We start from the raw sequence: 20,073 nt of genomic DNA on the forward strand, positions 1-20,073 counted from the left end.
CGTTTGGCCGCTTCCAGATCTGCCCTGACCATCTCACGAACGAGGGCTTCAAAGGAAATTTCCGGTTCCCATCCCAGCTTTTCTTTTGCCTTTGTCGGATCGCCAAGCAGGGTCTCGACTTCAGTGGGTCGGAAATAGGTTGGATCAACAGCGACAATTGTTTTCCCGTTGGCTCGGTTGATCCCTTTTTCGTAAATCCCCTCCCCTTCCCATCCAATGGCAATCCCTATTTCCTTGCCTGTCAGCTCGATAAACTCTCTCACTGAATGCTGCGCACCGGTGGCGATGACGAAATCGTCGGGAATCTCCTGCTGGAGCATAAGCCACTGCATTTTTACGTAATCCCGGGCATGTCCCCAGTCGCGAAGGGCATTTAGGTTCCCGATATAGAGGCAATCCTGCAGCCCCAGATAAATCCGTGACAGCGCCCGTGTGATTTTCCGGGTGACAAATGTCTCTCCCCGGATGGGGGATTCGTGGTTGAACAGGATGCCATTGCATGCATAAATCCCATAGGCCTCGCGATAGTTCACCGTGATCCAATACGCATAAAGCTTGGCACATGCGTAGGGTGATCGGGGGTAAAAAGGCGTTTTTTCGGTCTGGGGGATTTCCTGGACCTTGCCGTACAATTCCGATGTGGAGGCCTGGTAGAATCGGGTCTTCTTCTCGAGCCTCAGCAAACGGATCCCTTCGAGCAGACGCATCGCGCCGAGGGCATCGACGTCCGCCGTGTACTCGGGCGTCTCAAAGGACACCTGAACGTGACTTTGGGCTGCCAGGTTGTAAACTTCATCCGGCTGGATCTGCTGCAGCACGCGGATAAGATTCGTGGCGTCCGTGAGGTCCCCGTAGTGCAGGATCATCTTGCGTCCCTGTTTATGCGGGTCTTCGTATAAATGATCGATTCGGTCGGTATTGAACAAAGAAGCCCGCCGCTTGATGCCGTGGACCTCGTATCCCTTTTCGAGCAGCAACTCTGCCAGATAGGCACCATCCTGCCCGGTAATTCCTGTGATCAGTGCGGTTTTCTGTTTCATGGAATATCCTGATTTTAAAAGAATATGAGCTTATCGGCCATTACCGGTCGTTTATTATTCCATCGGCAATAGGTCTAAGGCCATCCGGTAATTTTTGGAAACATATTTCACAGGCGAGACATTCCAGATCGTCTGAAAGTCGTTCCCCACATGTGCAAACCCAGCCAATTTGCCTAGCCGGGTTGCCTACCACCAGGGCATGGTCCGGAACGTTTTTGTTGACCACCGCACCCGCGCCCACAAATGCGTAGCGTCCGATGGTGGTACCGCAGACAATGGTCGCATTGGCTCCCAGCGTCGCGCCTTTCTTCACGAGGGTTGGACGCACCTGATCCATTTTACGGATTTCAGCACGCGGGTTGTAGATATTGGTAAACACCATGCTGGGCCCGCAAAACACACCGTCTTCCAGGGTAACCCCTTTGTAAACAGAGACGTTGTTTTGTATTTTACATGCGCTGCCTATGGATACATCCGGCCCGATCACCACGTTTTGGCCGATATTGCAAGTTGCGCCGACTATAGATCCTTTCAATACATGCGAAAAATGCCAGATTTTGGTACCCTTGCCTATCGAGACGCCATCATCGACAACCGCTGAGTTATGCGCGAAATAGCCCTTCTCCACTGCTAAGGCAACCTGCCTGCGACCCGTATCCGAAGTTGACACGAGTTGAAAAGGGGTCCCCTTGGCGTCCAACGACCGCTGGCTGGCTTTCAACACCCGCAGCACCCGAAGGCCTTCGTTTCCGTCGGTGATCGGCGGCTCACCGGTGGCGATGCATTGAAGAAAGTGTTCGCACTCCTGTCTCAACGGCTCTTGCTGCGGGACACCTACTTTTTCCGGTTCGGCTACAGCTGGAACCGGAATGTTATGCTCCCACTTAATTTCATGGGCATAGAGCCAGAGCTTGTCCTCCCATGGTTTGGTGTCGTTGAACACGGCCATTTTTCGATCACCCACCACCACCAGCTTCTGCTCCTTGAACGGATGCAGCCAGGATACATGCACATGCGCCTGCATCCCGGATTTGAATTCAAGATGCGTTGTGGTCACATCAGCAATTTTCTTGTGAAGGTAATAGCCGCCAATTGCCAATACGGATTCCGGTTCGTCTTCGGCCAAAGCGAGGATCATTGAGATGTCGTGCGGTGCAAACGACCAGAGAATATTCTCTTCACGACGGATTTTCCCCAGGTTGAGCCTGTTTGAATAGATATAATTGATACGCCCCAGTTCACCGTTGTGAGCCATCTCCTTTAATTTCATAAAAATGGGGTGATATTGAAGCAGATGACCGACCATAAGGATTAATTTACGTTCTCTGGCGATCCGGATTAGATCTTCGGCATCCTTTTCTTCAAGAACCAGGGGTTTTTCAACATATACATGTTTGTTCGCAAGCAAGGCTTCACGGGCAATCGCGTAATGGGTTTCAGCAGGCGTTGCAATGACAACACCATCTATGCCTGGATCACCATACACATCGTTTACCGCCAAACACGTATCCACATCTGCGTATTGCGCCTTGAAGGCTTCTAGTGAGGTCTCATTTTTATCGCAGATCATTTTCAGCGATCCAATCTCATGGTGATTTCTGATCAGGTTTTTTCCCCAGTAGCCTGAACCGATTACAGCAATGGAAGGAACATTTTGCATATCTTTATCCATCATCATTTTTCCTTCCATGAAGTTCTAATCACTGATTCGTTGCAATAGGTGTTGGGTTACCTGCACGAGTGTGGGCGGACGACCCGACTCGAAAAAAGCGAAACCCCATTCCCAGCCATTGCGTGCAAAAAAGATTGCTTCGGTCTGCTACCGTAAATGCCTGGATACAATGCTCTCCAGGTGCTTGCCACGCTCCTCCGCAAAAGAATCCGGATGTTCCCCAGAATGAGGACCAATGGCTTTTAGACATAGACCGGCTTGCCTGCCAGTAGCGCTTCACGGGCAAGGGTGTAATAGGTCTCGGCTGGTTTGGCGATGACGACACCATCTCCCGCGGGGTTAAAAGAATTTTATTTTGTTCGCCGGCACGCCGGCATGTTCCATCAAACTCAGAATCGCTGCATGCTCGCCGACAGCGGTGACCAGAAGTATATCGAAATCTTCCCGGTTGATGTTCGCGCAGGACCTGATGACATGGCGGCCGAACTGCTGCCCCACCTTTTCAGGATCGATCACATCAACCAAATCCAGATCCGTCCCTGTCATGGACAGATATGCGATGTCGGCGACTTCCCCGGTTCCGTAGAAGACGATCCGGGTTTTACCTTGGTGTTGCAGTTCATCGTAAAGCCCCTGCAACCGGTTCCTGGCTCTTTTGAAATAGTTATAGGAGATAGAAATATACTCGTAGGTCAGGCGGGTTTTTTCCATGGCACCTGCCGGCGTCAGAATATACTTCACGCGATTTTTAGGGATGGTGGTAACCTTGCAATACCCCTTTTTCACCAGGCGTTTGATAAACGAGTTGACCAACCCGAGCGATATCTGCAGGGAATCCGACAGTTCGCGCTGGGATGTCGGTTTATCCTCGGCGATGGCTTCCAGGAGTTGTAAGGTCTTGAGGCTTTTCGATTCCATATTTTACGGTTGCGTATAACAACCGATGTCGCTTGGTTTTTCTATAGCTCCGCCGGTTCGGTTACATCAGGGATGTGCCAATATCTGGTAGGAAATGAAGTCAATTGTTTTGATGTGGCGCGTGTAGCGTTCAATTATTGAACACAAAAACTGACGGGAGTCAATCGTAAAGATTGATCGTGTTGATTTACGCGGATCAGGCTGAGTTCGGGCAAAATCCCGGATATGGGATCGTTGCGCTTTTGTCAAAAAAAGAAGGCCGCTGCAGCCTGCCGGGAACCAACGGCGAACTGCAACGGCGGGTTGGTTTGCATTTAGGAATCAGCCATAAATGGTCGATCTGCCAATTTGTGGGCAGACACGGTTTAAGGCTGCACCACAATCCGGTCTTTGTTGGCCTCCCAAGTTTTCATGCCGATTCCCTTGACCTTCATAATATCCTCCGGTGCCTGGAACGGTCCATATTTTTCACGGTATTCCACGATCCGCTGGGCATAGCTTGCGCCCACCCGGTCAAGTTGCATCAGCTGTTCGACGGATGCGGTGTTGATATTGATCTTCTCCATGGCGATTGCACAACAGGTACCAGTGAAAATGACTGCCAACGAAACCAGAACAGCAAAATACAATTTTTTACGTAAACTTGGCATATGAGCCCTCCTTTAGGTAAATGATGGTTGTTTTACCATGTGAGTCATGGCAAAATCGCGTCCAATTATACAGATGGAACAATTGCGTGTTCAGTTCAGTCCCGGTCGGTAACGGGAGCACAGATGAGCTTAAAAAGGTATATCATGGAAATCGTTTGCAGCATGATAAAGCAGATTTGGTACCATTTTTAAAAAAAGAACCCATTCGCCCATTGATCCCTTGACTTGTCTTGGCTGGCTATGACATAACATGCCTTATTATATATTAAATATTAACTTTTTTTTCTTTGTCTGAGTAAATGCATCGCGCTGAATCAACCGAATTAAATCGCATAACGTGTCTACTATTTTAAACCACTGTCAAAAATATTTATGAAAAATTATAAAATTCTCTTTGTCGACGACGATTCGCAGATCCTGTCGATCGTGGATCAGTTTTTGACGCGTTGCGGCTTCAATGTCACCACGCAATCAAGCGGTCTGAAGGCCATCGACATGATCCGGGAAGATCATTATCATATTATCTTTTCGGATTTGATCATGCCGGAGATCAGCGGCATGGAGTTGTTGAAGCAGATTAAAAAAATTTCTCCGGAATCAGATGTCATCATCGTTTCCGGTTATGGTACCATCGAATCCGCCATCCAGGCCATGAAGATGGGCAGCTATGATTTCCTCCAAAAGCCGATCAACTTAGACCGCTTTAAAATCCTGATCGACCGCATCGTCGAAAAGCTGGAACTGAAGGAGGAGAACCAACTGATCCGCAGCAGGCTAAAGGAGCGCTACAAATACGATGAACTGGTGGGCATGTCCCCCAAAATGCAAAACCTTTACGCAATCATCGATAAAATCAGCTTCGGCAGCCCCACCGTCTTGATCGAAGGTGAAAGCGGAACCGGAAAAGAGCTGACTGCCAACGTCATCCACAACAACAGCGACCGAAAAAATGGCCCTTTTATCCCGATCAACTGCGGGGCAATCGCCGAAAGCCTCTTGGAAAGAGAACTTTTCGGGCATGTCAAGGGTGCGTTTACCGGTGCCTTGAAAGATTCCATTGGATTGTTCAAAGCGGCTGACGGGGGAAGCATCTTCCTGGACGAAATAGCGGAGGTGTCACCGGCGGTTCAAGTCAGCCTGCTGCGCGTCCTGCAGGAAAAAAAAGTGCGCCCCGTCGGCGATACCCGGGAAGCCGAAGTCGATGTGCGTGTGATTGCCGCCACCAATAAAAATCTGGATCAGGCGATCCAGAATAAGGTTTTCAGAGAGGACCTGTTCTACCGGCTCAACGTGGTTTCCATCACCATGCCGCCCCTGCGGGAAATGCGCGAAGATATCCCCTTGCTGGTCAACCACTTCATGGCCAAGCACAGGCGCACGGGTAAAACGGCGGTGTCGGGAGTCAGCCCGGAAGCCATGGGCCGGTTGATGGGGTATCACTGGCCAGGAAATGTCAGACAACTAGAAAATGTCATCAAAAGAGCTTTCGCACTGGGTGCGAAAGACCGATTGGATGTGAATGACCTGCCCAATGAAATCGCCCAGCAATCACCAAAAACAACGGCTGCAGATGTGGATCTTAATCTGAAATCAATCGAAAGAAACGCCATTCAGCAGGCCCTGCAAAAATGCAACGGGAATAAGGCCGAAGCGGCAAAACTGCTGGGGATCAATACGACAACCGTTTATCGCAAGATGACCAGTTACAACCTGAGTTGAACCATTTCTGACGGCACCGTAAAAGGTCCAATATCTGCGTTACGCGTCATCCCCCGCCACTGCGGCGTACGTTAAGTGCACCGCATTCCTCCGGATTCGCAAGCCTTGACGGAGTCGTAAAAAGTCGAAATCTCAGATTTATTGTCATCCTCGCGGAGGCGGGGATCCATAAGTTTCAAATAGTTATAGGTTCCCGCCTTCGCGGGAATGACACATCGGGAACTTTTTACGAGGCCATCAAGCCTTGATCTCCAACCTTTCCCGGCTGCATCATTGATCATTATAGTAACCGCTGTTGAATTTGGCGATCTCCATGGATGCGAGCATTAGCGAATGATTGACGATGGTTCCCAGATTTTCCTGTTCACCCAGGTCATTCGACACAGCAGTGAGTGAATCGTGTTGGACGGTCATCTTCCGCACCAGTGTCTGGATATCTTTCAACGTGGCCTCGCTGGCACCCAGTTTTTGCTGATAGGCATCCATCGTATCGATCAACTGCTGGACCCGGTCAACCGTGCGGGTTGGCGGCGGCATTTCAGCCGAAAAACGGGCAGGGCGGATTTCGGACATGACCGGTGTCGATTCCAGCTCTATGCCCTTGACTTGGGCTGACGCCATCGCCTCGCGGAAAACCGAACCAAATTCATCCCGCCGTGTTTCAATCCGACCGGCCGTAGTTTTCAGTTCAGTGGCCTTCAAAATCGGTTTATCGGGATCGACAGTTACCATGTTCACCTCCTGATCGACTACATGTTCGTTTTTTATCTTCACATGCCAACCACCAGAGGTGCCGGCCATACCATCGGCGCATGGACTGCCCCCCGGGCGTGGTCGTGTTCCCCGTCACCGTGGTGCTAAATGCATTTAAGCAATGATCATGCAACATTTTAAAAAAAACGAAACGATCGGATGAATAAACCCGATCGAACCCTCCCCGAGGCTTGCCGCGGGGAGGGTTCGATCTTTCCCGACGACTGAAAACACCAATCCCGCGTGCCCTTCCGGCAAAATTTAACCCGCTCGACGGCATTTTTTGCCATTCACAGCCTCAGCCTTGGCAAACTCTCGACTGGCAAGGCGGGCCCTTTGACCCATCCAGGCAGTGTGTCGATCGTTGAACAGGCTCGCCTTGAAAATCCGGGTTCATGAAATCATAAAAATGCCGATAACCGCTTTGTAGCACAACCAAGGCGATCGAAAACACAGCACCACAATCAGCCATCCGGCAATCTTGAGGCTGAGAAAGGATTATTGGGCATTTGGCTTCAACCACCCGCTTATACCGTTTATGGATATTGGCCGCTTCGACCTGCATTCTTATCGCACCCGCATGCATGGACCAGGCAATGGCTGAGACATACAAAGACCACTTTAACGCGTTATACATTCCACCACACAAAATCACCCAGCGCACTTTTGATGAAATTGTCCATTATGCCGGTTTAACGCCGGTTAATGCGGTCGTGTTGCACGTAAAGAGCCCCACCGGCAGGTTGTTATGGCCTTCAGACAATCCCGTTGCCATCGACCTGAACGTCGGGGCCACGCACTCAGGCCTGGAAAAGCACGTCGCCCGGCTGAAAGCAGACAATATCCGCACCATTGCCAAACTGGATGTCTTCGCCGACCACCGCCTGGCAGCGGCAATGCCGGAGCTGAGTGTCCTGGATCGCTCCACGGATACACCTTGGACAGACGCCAACAATCTTCACTGGTCCAATCCCAGTGACAACCGGGTCTGGGACTACAACATTGCCCTGGCCAAAGAACTGGCCCAAATTGGGTTCGATGAGATCCAGTTTGACTATGTCCGATTTCCCAGCGACGGGGACCTTTCCGCCATCAAATACCCCAACACCTTGCCCGGATTTTCCAAATCAGAATGCATCCAAGGCTTTCTTGAAAAGGCCCATCGTGAATTAAAGCCTTTAGGGGTGTGCATCTCCGCTGATATTTTCGGATTGACCGCCTGGAAAACGGATGACTTCGGCATTGGGCAGGTCTTGGAAAAAATGGCCCCGTACCTCGACGTTATCTGTCCCATGTTTTATCCGTCCCACTTCCCCTCCGGTTTCCTGGGAAAAAAATCACCGGGAGCGTTCCCTGAAATGATCATGCAAGCCAGCATGCGCAGCATGATGAAGCGTACCGACAAACCGATTCGACCCTGGGTTCAGGGATTCTGGTACACCTTTCAGGATATCGTGGCCCAGATTGATGGCATCGAAAACGCCGCCGGCAGCACGTGGTCGATCTGGAGCCCGACCGGGAGCTATGGCTTATCTTACAAGGCTTTGGCTGATCGAGCCGGTATATGTCTGCCCCGACCAAAATTTTACCCGGTGCTGGCCGATCTCGTGCTGCAGGACGATCGATCAATACGCGGGCATCGCGCAGTCGTAAATTACACCAGTTTTAAAATGGGTTATTCGATTCTCTCCCTCGAATCGTCTGTTGATGGAAAACCATCACCCTATGGCTCACCGGCTGCCATACTGGCGACCCTCGAAGAGGGGCTCATGGATCATATCCTGAAAATCCGATCGATTCCGTTTAACCCGGATGCCGAACCTTACACCAAACGCAAGCTTCTCAGCGATCTGCTCTGCAGTGATATCGGTAAAGATGCACGCCGGATGCGACCCGAACCCATCTATATCGATTGGGCCCGGGATTGCACCTTTTCCACCGAGGCAATTCCCCAGCACCGCTTGGATCTTTATGCCGAAACCGCCCGGCAGATTGTTGTGGGAGACGCGGGCGTTGTTACCAAACCAGACCCCATGACCATGGCGGCCATCGCCGAAAGCCTTTTCGGCACCACACGCGATCCGGCCATCAACGCGGATGTTTATCTGCTTTCGCGGAAAACCATCGGGCCGCAAACGCGATGAGATCGCTCAGTGGTGGGGGGCAATGCCAGTTTTGCCAATAGGGTCCCACCCGCCACCCGCGCTACTTGATGCCCCGAGCAGTTTTGATTTGTTCCCAGGCGTCCTGAATCTCGCGAAACTTGTCCTGGGCAAAGCGGGTAAATTCCTCAGGCAGTCCCTTTGCGGCGATCTTGTCCGGATGATACTCCTGTACCCGCCGCCGATAGCAGCGTTTGACTTCATCGTCGGAATCACCCGGAAGGCACCCCAGTAACGCATAGGCTTTATCCGCCGTTTGGACATATTGTGACCTCAACTGTTCAAAACGAACGGAACTGGATAGGTTGAAGGTGTGCACGGCGGAGAGGATCAACCGCTCCTCGGCATGGTTCATGCTGCCGTCAGACACCGCTACGCGCAGGAGAATGTCAATCATCAGTTCCAGCATTTGGGGCTGGTTATGGAACATACTGTAAAACTGCTTGGAAAAATCGTCAAATGTCACCGGCGAATTCAAGGCGGTTCGGAAAATATTAACGGCTGCGTTTCGGCTTTGGGGGTCCAACCGCAGATCGTTTTCCATGAAACCGGTGATGGAATCGATCTCCTCCCTTGTCACCCTCCCGTCTGTCTGGGCCAGCTTGGCCAGCATGGAAAAAGCCGCCACAAAAAAGGTCAATTGGTGCTGTTCGATTGTTGAAAGCCGTTGGTGAATCCTGCCCGCATCAAGCGCGGCATCTGCATCGAAGACATGCCCGAACGCGGCTCCGAATATGGCGCCCAGTGGTCCGCCCAACGCAAAGCCGATGGTTCCACCTACCACTTTACCCATCCATCCCATGGACGATATCTCCTGATTCAATTGCAACCGTGGTTCTTTCGCGCACGAAAAAAGCGTTCTTCGTGTAGCATAAAACAAAGCAGTTGCCAACTGCTGGGTGAAATGTCACCAGGGTCCCGTCAACGTACCTCAGAAAACCGTGTACCCTTGAAAGCGAGCCCATACAGACACGCCACAAACGCAGCTGCGGAGCACAGAGGCGCCGGTAGGCATCCAGGCTCGGTCTTTGACAAGGTCATGGCGACGTCCCCAGGCCGATGTGCAGTCAAAAATAGCTTGAATTATATTGATTTTCTTTGTATTATCGATACTTGTTAAACTTCCAGACACTTTCCCATCTACCGACTCCACGAAAGGTTGGCGCGTATGCTGTCATGGTGGACCCACATCGAACCCGTTGCAGCGCTGAATACCTGGATGCTGACGGGCACGCTGGTTTTTGCGGTGCTGACGGGTATTATGGTCTATCTTACCGCCGGCAGATCCAAAACCCTCATCACCCGGCTCCATGAGAAACTCGAATCCTCCCACAAACGAACAAAATCATTGGAAAAGACCGCTGAGGAGATTCGTAGGGAACTGCTTGAAACCCAGCAGTATCAGGATATCAATCAACTCAAATTAAAAACCAGCAAATCCTCCACCGAAGAGCTGCGCCAAGCGCTGTTCGATGCCAGAAAAAGACTGGAAATTGCTGAAGCAGCCATTAAAGCCCATCAGGTTCAGGCAGAAAAAAATGGTGAGGAGACCGAAACGGCCGAAACACCGGGCCTGGAACTGGAACTGGAACTGGAACCGGAGGGCGGCCTTTCGGAAACGCAGCGTGAACAGTTGATCGATCTGCTTGATCCGGGTCCCAAGGGCAACCTGGATATTTTTTACGTGATGGGTGATCAAATATCTGAACTGACGGCCAGGCAGTTTGAGGAAATTCTGACCGCCGACGGCTGGAAAACCAACGGAGTTGCCCAAAGCGCATTTTCCACGCCTCCGAAGGGCATCATGCTGGTGGTTAACAGCAAGGAAACGGCGCCTTCATACGCTTCATTCCTGCAGCGGGTATTTTCAACCATCGGCATGGAGGTTTCCGCGAAGATAGACAGCAAATACAGAGAATGGTCCTTGACCGTGGTCGTCGGCACCATTGACGGGTGAGGCATCATCTCATTCCCCCCGACATGATTAGGCCTCAATCGACATAACCATCAACCCTATATTCGGAAAAGTGCCCATGACTGCTGATATCGCCACCCAGAAAAAAAACGCCGGTCCCAGCATGCTTTTACATAACTTCACCCTTGCCTTTGCCGCGTTGACCCTATGCTTTGCGTTGATTGCCATGATCCTCGGCAACCGACTTGCCACCCTACAGGCCAATTATCTGAAAGCCGAAAAAGAAACCGCCACATTGGAAAAAGGGGCTTTGAACCAGGAGCTGGAAACCGCACTTAAAACCGCCACGATCACTCTTGAAAAGACGCAGCAGGCTCTGGGTGAAGAAAAAACAGCCGTCGAACAACTCCGCCGACAGCTGTCCGCAGCCATTAAGGATCTCGAAGGTGCCAAAACCGATCTGGAAATTTCCAAGCAGACCGTCGCCAAACTCAAGGCCATGCTAGCGACATCTCCAGCGTCTTCCGCGCCGACCGTTTTATCGCCGGCGTCACCCTCCCCTGAGCAGACCGATCCCACAAACGCGCCGCCAGCGCCGGATCAAACACCGGCTATCCAATTGCCCAAAACATCAACCGAGCCGGCTCCCGTGCCTTCTGGCACAGATTCCGAAGGACTTCCCCAAGGCACGAATCCCCCTGCAGTTGGGGCACCTTCTCCCGCAACGACACCTCCGGTTGCCGAAGAGACCCTGGATGATTCACCGCAGTCACAACCGGCATCCAAACCTCCCGCCCAATGATTGCTGCACATGTTGATCAACCCATGATGGAATTATTTCAATAAAAAACTGCCGGTAAAGACGCCAGCGCTCACGTTTTCCAATTCACATCCGATAATAAGGATCAAGACTCATTTATCGATAAGGAGAATCGGCCTATGCAAGGTGACAACCGGGTATTTCTTGAGAATCTGGAGTGGTTCGACGAAAGCGGCAAAGAACTGGTCCATCGGCTGCCTGAAAAAGGCTCGGGAGAGATCAAATGGGGGGCACAGCTAACCGTTCGGGAGAGCCAGGCGGGTGTTTTTTTCTACAAAGGCAAAGCCGTCGAAGCGTTTGGTCCCGGACGCCATACCCTCAAAACGGGCAATATTCCCATTCTCACCAAAATCGTCAGTCTTCCCTGGGGCATGACCAGTCCGCTGCGCGCGGAAATGTATTTCGTCAACATGAAGGTGTTTACCAACCTCAAATGGGGAACACGTGATCCGGTTGCATTCAAAGATAACCAACTGGGATTGATCCGGCTGCGGGCCTTTGGCGTGTTCAATCTGAGGATCGTTCAGCCGGTGCTGTTCATCAACACCATGGTCGGCACCCAGGGTATGTTCACCACTGAAGAAATAGAGGAGTACCTGAACCGGGTCATCGTTTCGCGATTCAATGATTACATGGGGGAAACCATTGATTCCATCCTCGATCTGCCGGCCAGGTACGACGAGCTTTCCGAAGGTCTGTCCAAACGGCTCCACGATGACTTCCAACATTTCGGTATGGGCCTGACCCATCTGTACATGAATGCCATCACCCCCCCGCCGGATGTACAAAAAGCCATCGACGACCGCAGTCGCCTGGGTGTATTTGACGACATGAACAAACTGATGCAGATGAAATCGGCCATGGCCATGGAAAAGGCCTCGGAAGCCGATGGCGAAGGAAGTATGGGCATGGGAACCAGTTTAGGGCTGATGATGCCGGCCATGTTTGCCCAGTATTTCAATTCGGCCGGAAAGGGTCCGCAAGGCGCCGGCATGGCGGCTGTGGACGAACCGGCCATCTGCCCAGAATGCCGATCCGGCATTCCTGTATCGGCCAAGTTCTGTCCCATGTGCGGCCATCAGCAGTTGGTTTTCATTCAGTGCAGCCATTGCGGGAAGAACCTGGCCCCCAATGCGAAATTCTGCTCCCGCTGCGGTCATCCATCTGAAGAAAAACCCAAGCCGGTCTTTTGTGAGAAGTGCGGTGCCGAAAACCTGGCCGGGTCCAAATTCTGTAACCAGTGCGGAGAAAAATATTAATTTTGTCATCGACCATCAATGCCCCCAATGCGGCGCGCCGGCAGAGCTGAATGAAACGGATCGCCTGTTTCAGTGTGCCTTCTGCAAGGTTAGTTCCTATCTTATTGAGAGTAGCTATTTTCGTTATCTGCTGCCGCATAATGCACCCAAGGGTCGGGAACTGGTTTACTTTCCCTATTGGCGATTCAAAGGCATGCTTTTTTCCTGCCTGCTGTCCGGTATCCAGCATCGGTTTCTGGATATCAGCCAGCAGGCCGTGCAATCGCCACTTTTTCCCGTCACGGTAGGTTTGCGCAGCCAGGCCATGAAGCTTCGTTTTGTGAGTCCGGAAACCAGGGGGCGGTTTCTAAAACCCACCCTGCCCTTGGGCCAGGCGATGGAAACGTTTCTTGCGCAGGTCAACCGGAACATGCCCCGGCCGATTTTGCACCAATCCCATATCGGTGAATCGCTGAGCCTGATTTACGCCCCATTTTACGTCGGCAAAACCATAGTCGATGCCGTGTTAAATCAACCGGTGTCCGGAGAATTGGATGAGACGGGTGAGGTGAGCCAATTCTCCGGCGGCCCGGCGGACTGGCGTATCCGCTTCATCCCCTCCCTTTGCCCCAACTGCGCTTGGGACTTGCAGGGGCACCGGGATGCACTGGTCTTGCATTGCAAAAACTGCCGATCCATGTGGCAGACTGCAAAACAGGGGCTGACCCGGGTTAAAGTGGCCCATCTGCCGGGAGCTAAAAGTGAGGCTACGATTTTTCTACCCTTCTGGCGCATCAGGGCCGACGTGTCGGGCATCAATCTCGACTGCTATGCCGATCTGGTGAAGGTGGCCAACCTTCCCAAGATGATTCAACCCGGGTGGGATCAGATTCCATACCACTTCTGGGGTCCGGCCTTCAAGATCCGGCCGCGGAGTTTTCTGCGCTTAACCCAGCATCTCACGCTTGCTCAACCCCGTGATCATCTGATTGCTGACGTGCCCGAAGGGCCGATGCACCCAGTCAATTTGCCGATGTCCGAATCCATCCAAACCCTGAAACTGAACCTTGCCGGTTTCATTCGACCTAAAAAAGTGATGGAAGCAGGCATCGCTGAAATTCAGGTCAAACCCAGACGATTTCTTCTGGTCTACCTTCCTTTCGAGATTCGCCACCACGATTTGGTCCAGACGACCTTCGATATCGCCGTCAATCGCAACCAGCTGGCTTTGGCTGACAACCTTTAATAACGATCGAGCTGGTTCCAGCACTTTTTTAGCATGGCTTTGCCCTTGAAAAGGAACCTTTTTCATGGTTGAATGACGCCAATTATATATCGGAAAGCCCTCATCTTTATAGGCTGATGTCGTCGGCAGCCGTCAGACCACACTGGCAAAATATGTGCCGCCTGGAAACAGATACTACCCGTTGGTGATTTTCCTGCAATTAAAGGAGCAGATATGGTTTCATCGCAACCCACTCAATTGCTGCGACGGTCCTTTATAAAAACTGTGCTGCGCCGCCTGATCGCATTGATCACCTTGGTTGGGCTGGCATATGGCCTGATCGCCGTTGTCTATGCCACCAAGACCATTTTCAAGGTCAAAATGAACTATGCGGTGGTATTGGAGCGATTCGGAGGCATCCGTCAGGCGGTCACGGATGTGGGCTGGCATGCCCGCCTGCCCTATTTCACCCGCATTGAGCAGGAGGTGCCGCTGATGAACCAGACGCTCCAGCTGGGAGGCACCCCAGAGCCCATGCGGATCATCTCTAAGGGCAACGTCGCCCTGTGGACATCCGGTGTTCTCACCTACCGGATCCGGGATCTCGATACATGGGCCATCGAAAATCTCAGCCCGCTGGACTTGCTGCAAGGTGACTACGACGGTGTTGTAAAGGATATCCTCCAGGCCCAGCAAGTAGACCGCTTGATCAGCGACCGGGAAACCATCAAGGAAGTGATTTTCACTGCCTTGAAATCACGGCCCATAAATATCGGTGGACCGACTATAGAGAAGAAATACGGCATCGAAGTGGTCAGTTTCGTACTCAAGGAAACCCGATTCGGCGACAAGCTGGTGGAGGCGTCGGAGGAAAAAAAACGCCGGGAAATGATCGCCGAAGCCGACAATTATGCTGCCGACCAGGAGGCCAGCCGTATCCGCAAACTGTATGCCGCTTACCTGGAAAGCATCAGAAGCCTGCAGCATGCACTCGGGCGGGAGGATGGATCCACCGACACCGCGCTGCTCCAGTTCCTCACCCAACAGAAATGGGCCACCGCATATGAGAAGCATCAGCAGGGCCAAAACACCATGGTGATCCAGAATACCCAGGGCACCCCCCCGGCGATCACCCTTCCCGCATTCCATGCCGCCGATCGAGTGGCGGGAGGCAAAGATGGCCCGACGGCTGACTAGAGAGATTACCTACGTCCGGCTGCCGGAAAGTCGGATCCGTGAAATCAACGACCTGGTGGCTTCGTGGCCCCAGGAAACAAAGGCCTTCATGCGCGCCCGTCTGAATCAGTATCGGCCGCCCAGGGACATGATCAACAATCTTCTGGAGACCTTTCTCTCCTTTTTCATGGATTCACCTGAAAAAAACTTCAACGTTCTCAAAGACCCGGATATTCTTACCGACTGGCAAAAACGGTTTGAAATTTCCGGCCAAACCAACCCCCAGGATGCCTGGAACAAAATACTGGAAAAGGAGGTGTCCGCCAGGGACTACCGCTATCTGCTCTCCCTTCTGGATAAAGAACTGGTGGATGTGCACATCCCCGTCGAACTCCACGACCTGTTTGAAAAAGTGTATCGTGCCCACCTGCGCAAGGAGTACATCTCGGACGCCAGCGTTCCCAAAGCTCCCTTGATGCTGTTTGTCGGCCCTTCCGGAAGCGGCAAAACCTCCACCGTAACCCAGGCTATCGAACAGATCATTTTCGGCAACGACGTTCAACCCGAAGTGGATCTTGAGCTGAAAAAAGAGGCGGTTCTCGCCGATGAACCGTTTTGGAAAACCATCGAAGAGATCGATCCCACACTGGCCGTCGAAATGTCCCGACGAAGAAAGGTCAAATTTTACAAACGGCTCTCAAAAGTTCCACTGCTGCGGCGAACCTTGAAAAAAAAAATCGGGCAAAGCCTCTCCAGGCTTCAGGAGCAAGGAATCTGGGTTGACTTTGCCATGGTCACCCCCAATGATTTCCAGACCGCCCTTGCCGGTGAACCCGGCAACTATTTTAAAAAGGCTCTGGGCGATCCTCGTAAAACATCGATACGCCATATCGAAGAGGCCCACAGTGCCTTCGGCAAAGCCACCGGGAGAGACTCCGGGGTCACCCGTCAGCAGCGGACCCTGGTGGATACGTCCAATATCGTACTGGATGAAATCATCAGTGGCAAACGGGACTGCCTGCTTATTGCCACCACGGATCAGCCCGAGCGCTTCGACGCCGCGGTTTACCGTCGGTTTGTGGAGAAAGGCAGCATCATCAACCTCTCGGACTACTGGACCAATCCGGAAAACCTCAAAGCGGTGGTGCGTCTGGAGATGCTGCGCAACGACATTCTGGTATTTTCCGAACACAACGCAAATGTATGCAAAACGGTCAGATGCCTGTCGCCTGAGGATATGTCCGCAACTGTGCATAAACTCTACTCGATTTTTAAGGCACGCACCCTGAAGATAATCCCTTCTTACGTGCGCAAACTGATTCACTCCATTATCCAGCTCAAGAAGGATTTCTCATCCGTCTACCTGGATGACGCCATGCTGGTGAGGAAAGCCTTCGAACTGGTGGCTCAAAATTCATACGGTGATCTTTACAAGAAGGTGGTCGGCCGCATGGACCGGGATATTAAATGGGAATCCTACGTGGGCAGCATCAAGGATACCTTTTCGGAGATGACCAATAACTGCCTCTATTATAACGTCAGTGAAGAGAAGGGAGTGGTGCTCAACGGGCCTCCCGGAAGCGGCAAGACATTCCTGGTGCGAACCTGGCTGAGCGAGAACAGCGAGGTCCACGACATCGCCACCAGCGCCAGTGCCCTTCAGGACCCTTCTAATCCGGTCGACGGTGCCGTGGACAACCTTGAAAAGGTATACGACATCGCCAAAATGATTGCTCCGGCTGTTGTTTTCTTCGACGAGGGAGACGCCCTGGCGCCCAAACGCAGCGGCACCGGAGGCAATCCGTCAGACAAACTGACCAATAAATTTTTAAACCTTATCGATGGAGAAACACCCCTGCACAAGGTGTTCACCGTGCTTACCACCAACCGGCTGGACATTCTCGACCCGGCCCTGATCCGATCCAAGCGTCTTAAGGTGTTGGAAATCAAGGGCATGCTTAAAAAAGGCGATATCGTTCAAATTGTGGATAACGCCCTTGAGGGTATTCCGCTGTCTGCCGAGCTGACGTCCAACCGCATTGTGGAGGCCGCCAAGGGGGTATGCAATACGCCGGCGGATTATGCCGCCTTTGTTGAAAAGGCCAGGTCCTTAAGAAATACCGAGTATGAAGTGGTCATGCGCCTGCGACAGATCCGGCATGCCCCTGAGAAAACACGCCAGAACTTTGTTAAATTCAATTTCAAAACCCTCATGGGAATCCTGGATGCGTTCGAAGGCCAGAACCAGATGAAAGCAGTCATACGGGCTGAACCCGAGCGCTTCATGGAACATTACGAAAATATATTAAAGGCGATCGCCCCCATTCAACAACCCGACGACTATCCCCTGATGGCCAGTCATCTCAAGTCGGCCCGCCACGAAATCTCGGAAAGCCCCATCAAAAAGGGCAAAGTGGTGCTGGACGAGTTCCTGGAAGCCGAGTTGAGCCAGGAGCCGCAGGTCGGGTTCATTATCGGGGTCGGGGCCAACGATGTCACCGGCGTCCTCCTGCCCATCGCCACCAGCCTCACCTATAGCCTGTCATCGGAAAAGGTGATGGTCACCGGTGCGGTATCCTCGTCATCCTCGGCCGGCGCGCAGATGGAGATGGCGGTTCAAATGACCCAGCAGAGCGCCCAAGAGGCGTTGACCATGGTCAAGAACTACCTGCAGGACATGGACCCCAAAGTCAGTGCCGCCAGGCTGCTGGGGGAGTTTCTGGACAAAAATACCATCCATCACCAGCTGCTTTCCGCATCATACAGCGTAGGTGGGCCGTCAGCGGGGTACGCCCTGGCCATCAATACGCTATCGACGCTGATGCACATTCCCGTTTACAACGATTTCGGCATTACCGGCGCACCTTGGACCAAAGGTGTCAAGCGCGGCGAAGTCGGCGGTTCGGTCATCATCGGCGGGCAGCGGAAAAAAACGGAGAAGGTCCTCATGTATCTGCGGCGAATGTACATGCCGCTGAGGAATTATATCGACCTGGAACAGGAATTTTTGGTCAACTACTGGATCCAGGACAAGGACATCCTGGGAGTAACCCATTTCGGGGATCTGGTTCCGGAAGTGATCTGCCTCGATCCTGAGTATGAGCAGGTGCTGCAGGATCTCATTTCTATCCGGATTCGTTACAAGCTTGGCAAATATCAGGGCCAACGACCGGACGAGGCGATTAAACAGGATATTCTAAGAAAGAAAGAGATCCTTAGGATACGTGCGGAAAAAGAGATCAAAAACCGGCTGGTGGCCCTGCGCCGGTATTTGAGAAGCCCGGCAAAAGACCCCCACCTTTCCCTGGAGGAGATTTTTCGCCAGCGTGAATCCACCCTGGCGAGGATGGCCGACCCGGTTAAACGCTTGATTCAGAGAGCTCGTTCGCGCAACTGGAGATCAAAAAATCGATTGAAATCATAAATTTTTATCGGTTATACGTTTTTCATTGGACTGCTTCCAGGTCAATCTCCCGCCCTTCAACGATTCGATGCGCAATCCGATGGAGTTCCTCCGGGACGCGATCAGGGGGCGCCTGAACCGCCATAAAATCCGCCCGCATCCCCGGTGTAAGTTCACCCCTGTCGGACAGCCCCATGAGCAGCGCACCATTGCGGCTGGCGCAGCGGATGGCTTGCTCCACGCTGAACCCCGCAGCAACGAAAAGCTTGAGTTCCTCTTTCACCGATAAACCATGATGAACTCCCGGGCTGCCGGCATCGGTCCCGAGCGCCAGGGTCATCCCCAGCTGCCGGGCCGTGCTGATCTGCTCCAGTTGGTGTTCCAGGTTTTTTCGGGACACCTCGGCAAATGACGGGTCACTGCGATGTCCCTGGCTTTTCAGGTAGTCTCCGTATGCTTTCATGGTCACGGCCGTGGGCACCCAGACGACACCGCGATCAGTCATGCGGAGCATGTTTTCCCTGCCCATGAAAAAACCATGTTCGATGCTGTTGCAGCCCGCATCGACAGCCATTTTCACCGGCAGATGACCATTGGCGTGAACCATCGAAAATTGGCCATGTTTCCGTGCGGTCGACACAGCCATTGCCAGTGAATGTTCATCGAACTGGGGCAAAGATTCGACACCAAATTGGGTAAGGCTGTTGAGTCCCGAGTTAACCAGTTTCAGGTGATCACGGTGTGAATGCTTGTCGAAGACACTTTGAACCAGGGTCTTGCCTTTTTCCACCGGGATTCCGATCAGCTTGCCATATCGACCCGGTGCATGGCGGGCGCGGCCTGGGGAAGCAATACGCACCAACGGCAGGGGATGGTTGTCCGGGTCTAATTTGAAGCGCAGCGTATCGCCATTATGGTCCCCACCGTCGCGAACAGCCAGCACGCCGCAGCTCAGATGCTGGCGCAGATGTGCCGCAATGGTTTTGCGGCGATCCGCATAAACGCAGTTCAACTGCGCCTGGCGAATGGGCGGTTCCATGGCTCCAGACATCACCAAATGCACATGGCTGTCGATCAGTGCGGGAAAAATCGTACAGACCGACAGATCGATGATAGTCATTCCGAACGGCTGCGGGTCTGTGGCAGGCAGAATTTGTTGAATCCGGCCCGCGCGGACGCTGATCAGACGGTTTTCAACAGCCGGTTGGCCAGTTCCATCGATAAGCCATCCAACACGATAAGCGATAGTCGATGCAGTCATATTGCGCACAGGTTGTCTATCTTTAACCGCTTTTTAACCCCGACGGGCCTTATTTTCCGATTCATCCGACGCAACATGATGATTGCTTGTGAATCGGTTCTTTTTCCTATAACCGACGAAC

Annotated in this window: 15 protein-coding genes; 8 read left to right on the plus strand and 7 right to left on the minus strand. The window is 52.4% G+C overall.

The genetic code is table 11. The features are described 5' to 3' along the window. From gmd to R6V78_RS15050, 4 genes are all read right to left on the minus strand, one after another. Positions 1-1,040 (minus strand): GDP-mannose 4,6-dehydratase (gene gmd, locus R6V78_RS15035; protein ID WP_410290193.1); only part of this gene is annotated, 1,040 nt, incomplete at its 3' end. Positions 1,041-1,080: 40 nt separating this feature from the next. Next, positions 1,081-2,715: a Gfo/Idh/MocA family oxidoreductase gene (locus R6V78_RS15040; RefSeq protein ID WP_410290194.1), complete on the minus strand. Its 1,635-nt coding sequence runs from the start codon at positions 2,713-2,715 to the stop codon at positions 1,081-1,083. 336 nt (positions 2,716-3,051) lie between these two features. After that, positions 3,052-3,630, minus strand: coding sequence for a winged helix-turn-helix transcriptional regulator (locus R6V78_RS15045; protein ID WP_410290195.1), 579 nt, complete (start codon positions 3,628-3,630; stop codon positions 3,052-3,054). A gap of 365 nt (positions 3,631-3,995) precedes the next feature. Beyond that, positions 3,996-4,280 (minus strand): ComEA family DNA-binding protein, encoded by a 285-nt coding sequence (locus R6V78_RS15050; protein ID WP_410290196.1) that lies wholly within the window; start codon positions 4,278-4,280, stop codon positions 3,996-3,998. Positions 4,281-4,652: 372 nt separating this feature from the next. On the opposite strand from R6V78_RS15050, the gene R6V78_RS15055 reads away from it, so the two are divergent. Continuing rightward, positions 4,653-5,999, plus strand: a complete 1,347-nt coding sequence (locus R6V78_RS15055; protein ID WP_410290197.1) for a sigma-54-dependent transcriptional regulator — start codon at positions 4,653-4,655, stop codon at positions 5,997-5,999. A gap of 270 nt (positions 6,000-6,269) precedes the next feature. Here the strand turns inward: R6V78_RS15055 and R6V78_RS15060 are convergent, their stop codons facing one another. After that, positions 6,270-6,731: a hypothetical protein gene (locus tag R6V78_RS15060; RefSeq protein WP_410290198.1), complete on the minus strand. Its 462-nt coding sequence runs from the start codon at positions 6,729-6,731 to the stop codon at positions 6,270-6,272. A 617-nt stretch (positions 6,732-7,348) separates the two neighbouring features. Here R6V78_RS15060 and R6V78_RS15065 point away from each other — a divergent pair. Further along, complete coding sequence (locus R6V78_RS15065; RefSeq protein ID WP_410290199.1) at positions 7,349-8,896, plus strand: putative glycoside hydrolase; 1,548 nt, start codon at positions 7,349-7,351, stop codon at positions 8,894-8,896. Between the two features lie 61 nt (positions 8,897-8,957). Here R6V78_RS15065 and djlA read toward each other — a convergent pair whose 3' ends face one another. Then, positions 8,958-9,716 carry a co-chaperone DjlA gene (djlA, locus tag R6V78_RS15070; RefSeq protein ID WP_410290200.1) on the minus strand — a complete coding sequence of 253 codons (759 nt, stop codon included), beginning with the start codon at positions 9,714-9,716 and terminating at the stop codon, positions 8,958-8,960. A gap of 366 nt (positions 9,717-10,082) precedes the next feature. Here djlA and R6V78_RS15075 point away from each other — a divergent pair, with 366 nt between their 5' ends. The 6 genes from R6V78_RS15075 to R6V78_RS15100 all read left to right on the plus strand — a co-directional run bounded on the left by R6V78_RS15075 (position 10,083) and on the right by R6V78_RS15100 (position 18,712). Continuing rightward, positions 10,083-10,871: a hypothetical protein gene (locus R6V78_RS15075; protein ID WP_410290201.1), complete on the plus strand. Its 789-nt coding sequence runs from the start codon at positions 10,083-10,085 to the stop codon at positions 10,869-10,871. A gap of 76 nt (positions 10,872-10,947) precedes the next feature. Further along, a complete protein-coding gene (locus R6V78_RS15080; protein ID WP_410290202.1) occupies positions 10,948-11,631 on the plus strand; it encodes a hypothetical protein in 684 nt (227 codons plus the stop codon). A gap of 137 nt (positions 11,632-11,768) precedes the next feature. Further along, entirely contained in the window at positions 11,769-12,908 is a 1,140-nt protein-coding gene (locus R6V78_RS15085) for an SPFH domain-containing protein (protein WP_410290203.1), read from the plus strand. Positions 12,909-13,101: 193 nt separating this feature from the next. Beyond that, a complete protein-coding gene (locus tag R6V78_RS15090) occupies positions 13,102-14,133 on the plus strand; it encodes a hypothetical protein (protein ID WP_410290204.1) in 1,032 nt (343 codons plus the stop codon). A gap of 213 nt (positions 14,134-14,346) precedes the next feature. Further along, entirely contained in the window at positions 14,347-15,309 is a 963-nt protein-coding gene (locus tag R6V78_RS15095) for an SPFH domain-containing protein (protein ID WP_410290205.1), read from the plus strand. Next, positions 15,290-18,712, plus strand: a complete 3,423-nt coding sequence (locus R6V78_RS15100) for an AAA family ATPase (RefSeq protein ID WP_410290206.1) — start codon at positions 15,290-15,292, stop codon at positions 18,710-18,712. The genes R6V78_RS15095 and R6V78_RS15100 overlap by 20 nt, the downstream gene beginning before the upstream one ends. A 22-nt stretch (positions 18,713-18,734) precedes the next feature. Here the strand turns inward: R6V78_RS15100 and R6V78_RS15105 are convergent, their stop codons facing one another. Further along, entirely contained in the window at positions 18,735-19,811 is a 1,077-nt protein-coding gene (locus R6V78_RS15105) for an amidohydrolase family protein (protein ID WP_410290207.1), read from the minus strand. Positions 19,812-20,073: the final 262 nt, after the last annotated feature.

Source organism: Desulfosarcina sp. (genome assembly GCF_046496365.1).
In the GTDB taxonomy this organism is placed as follows: Bacteria; Desulfobacterota; Desulfobacteria; order Desulfobacterales; family Desulfosarcinaceae; genus Desulfosarcina.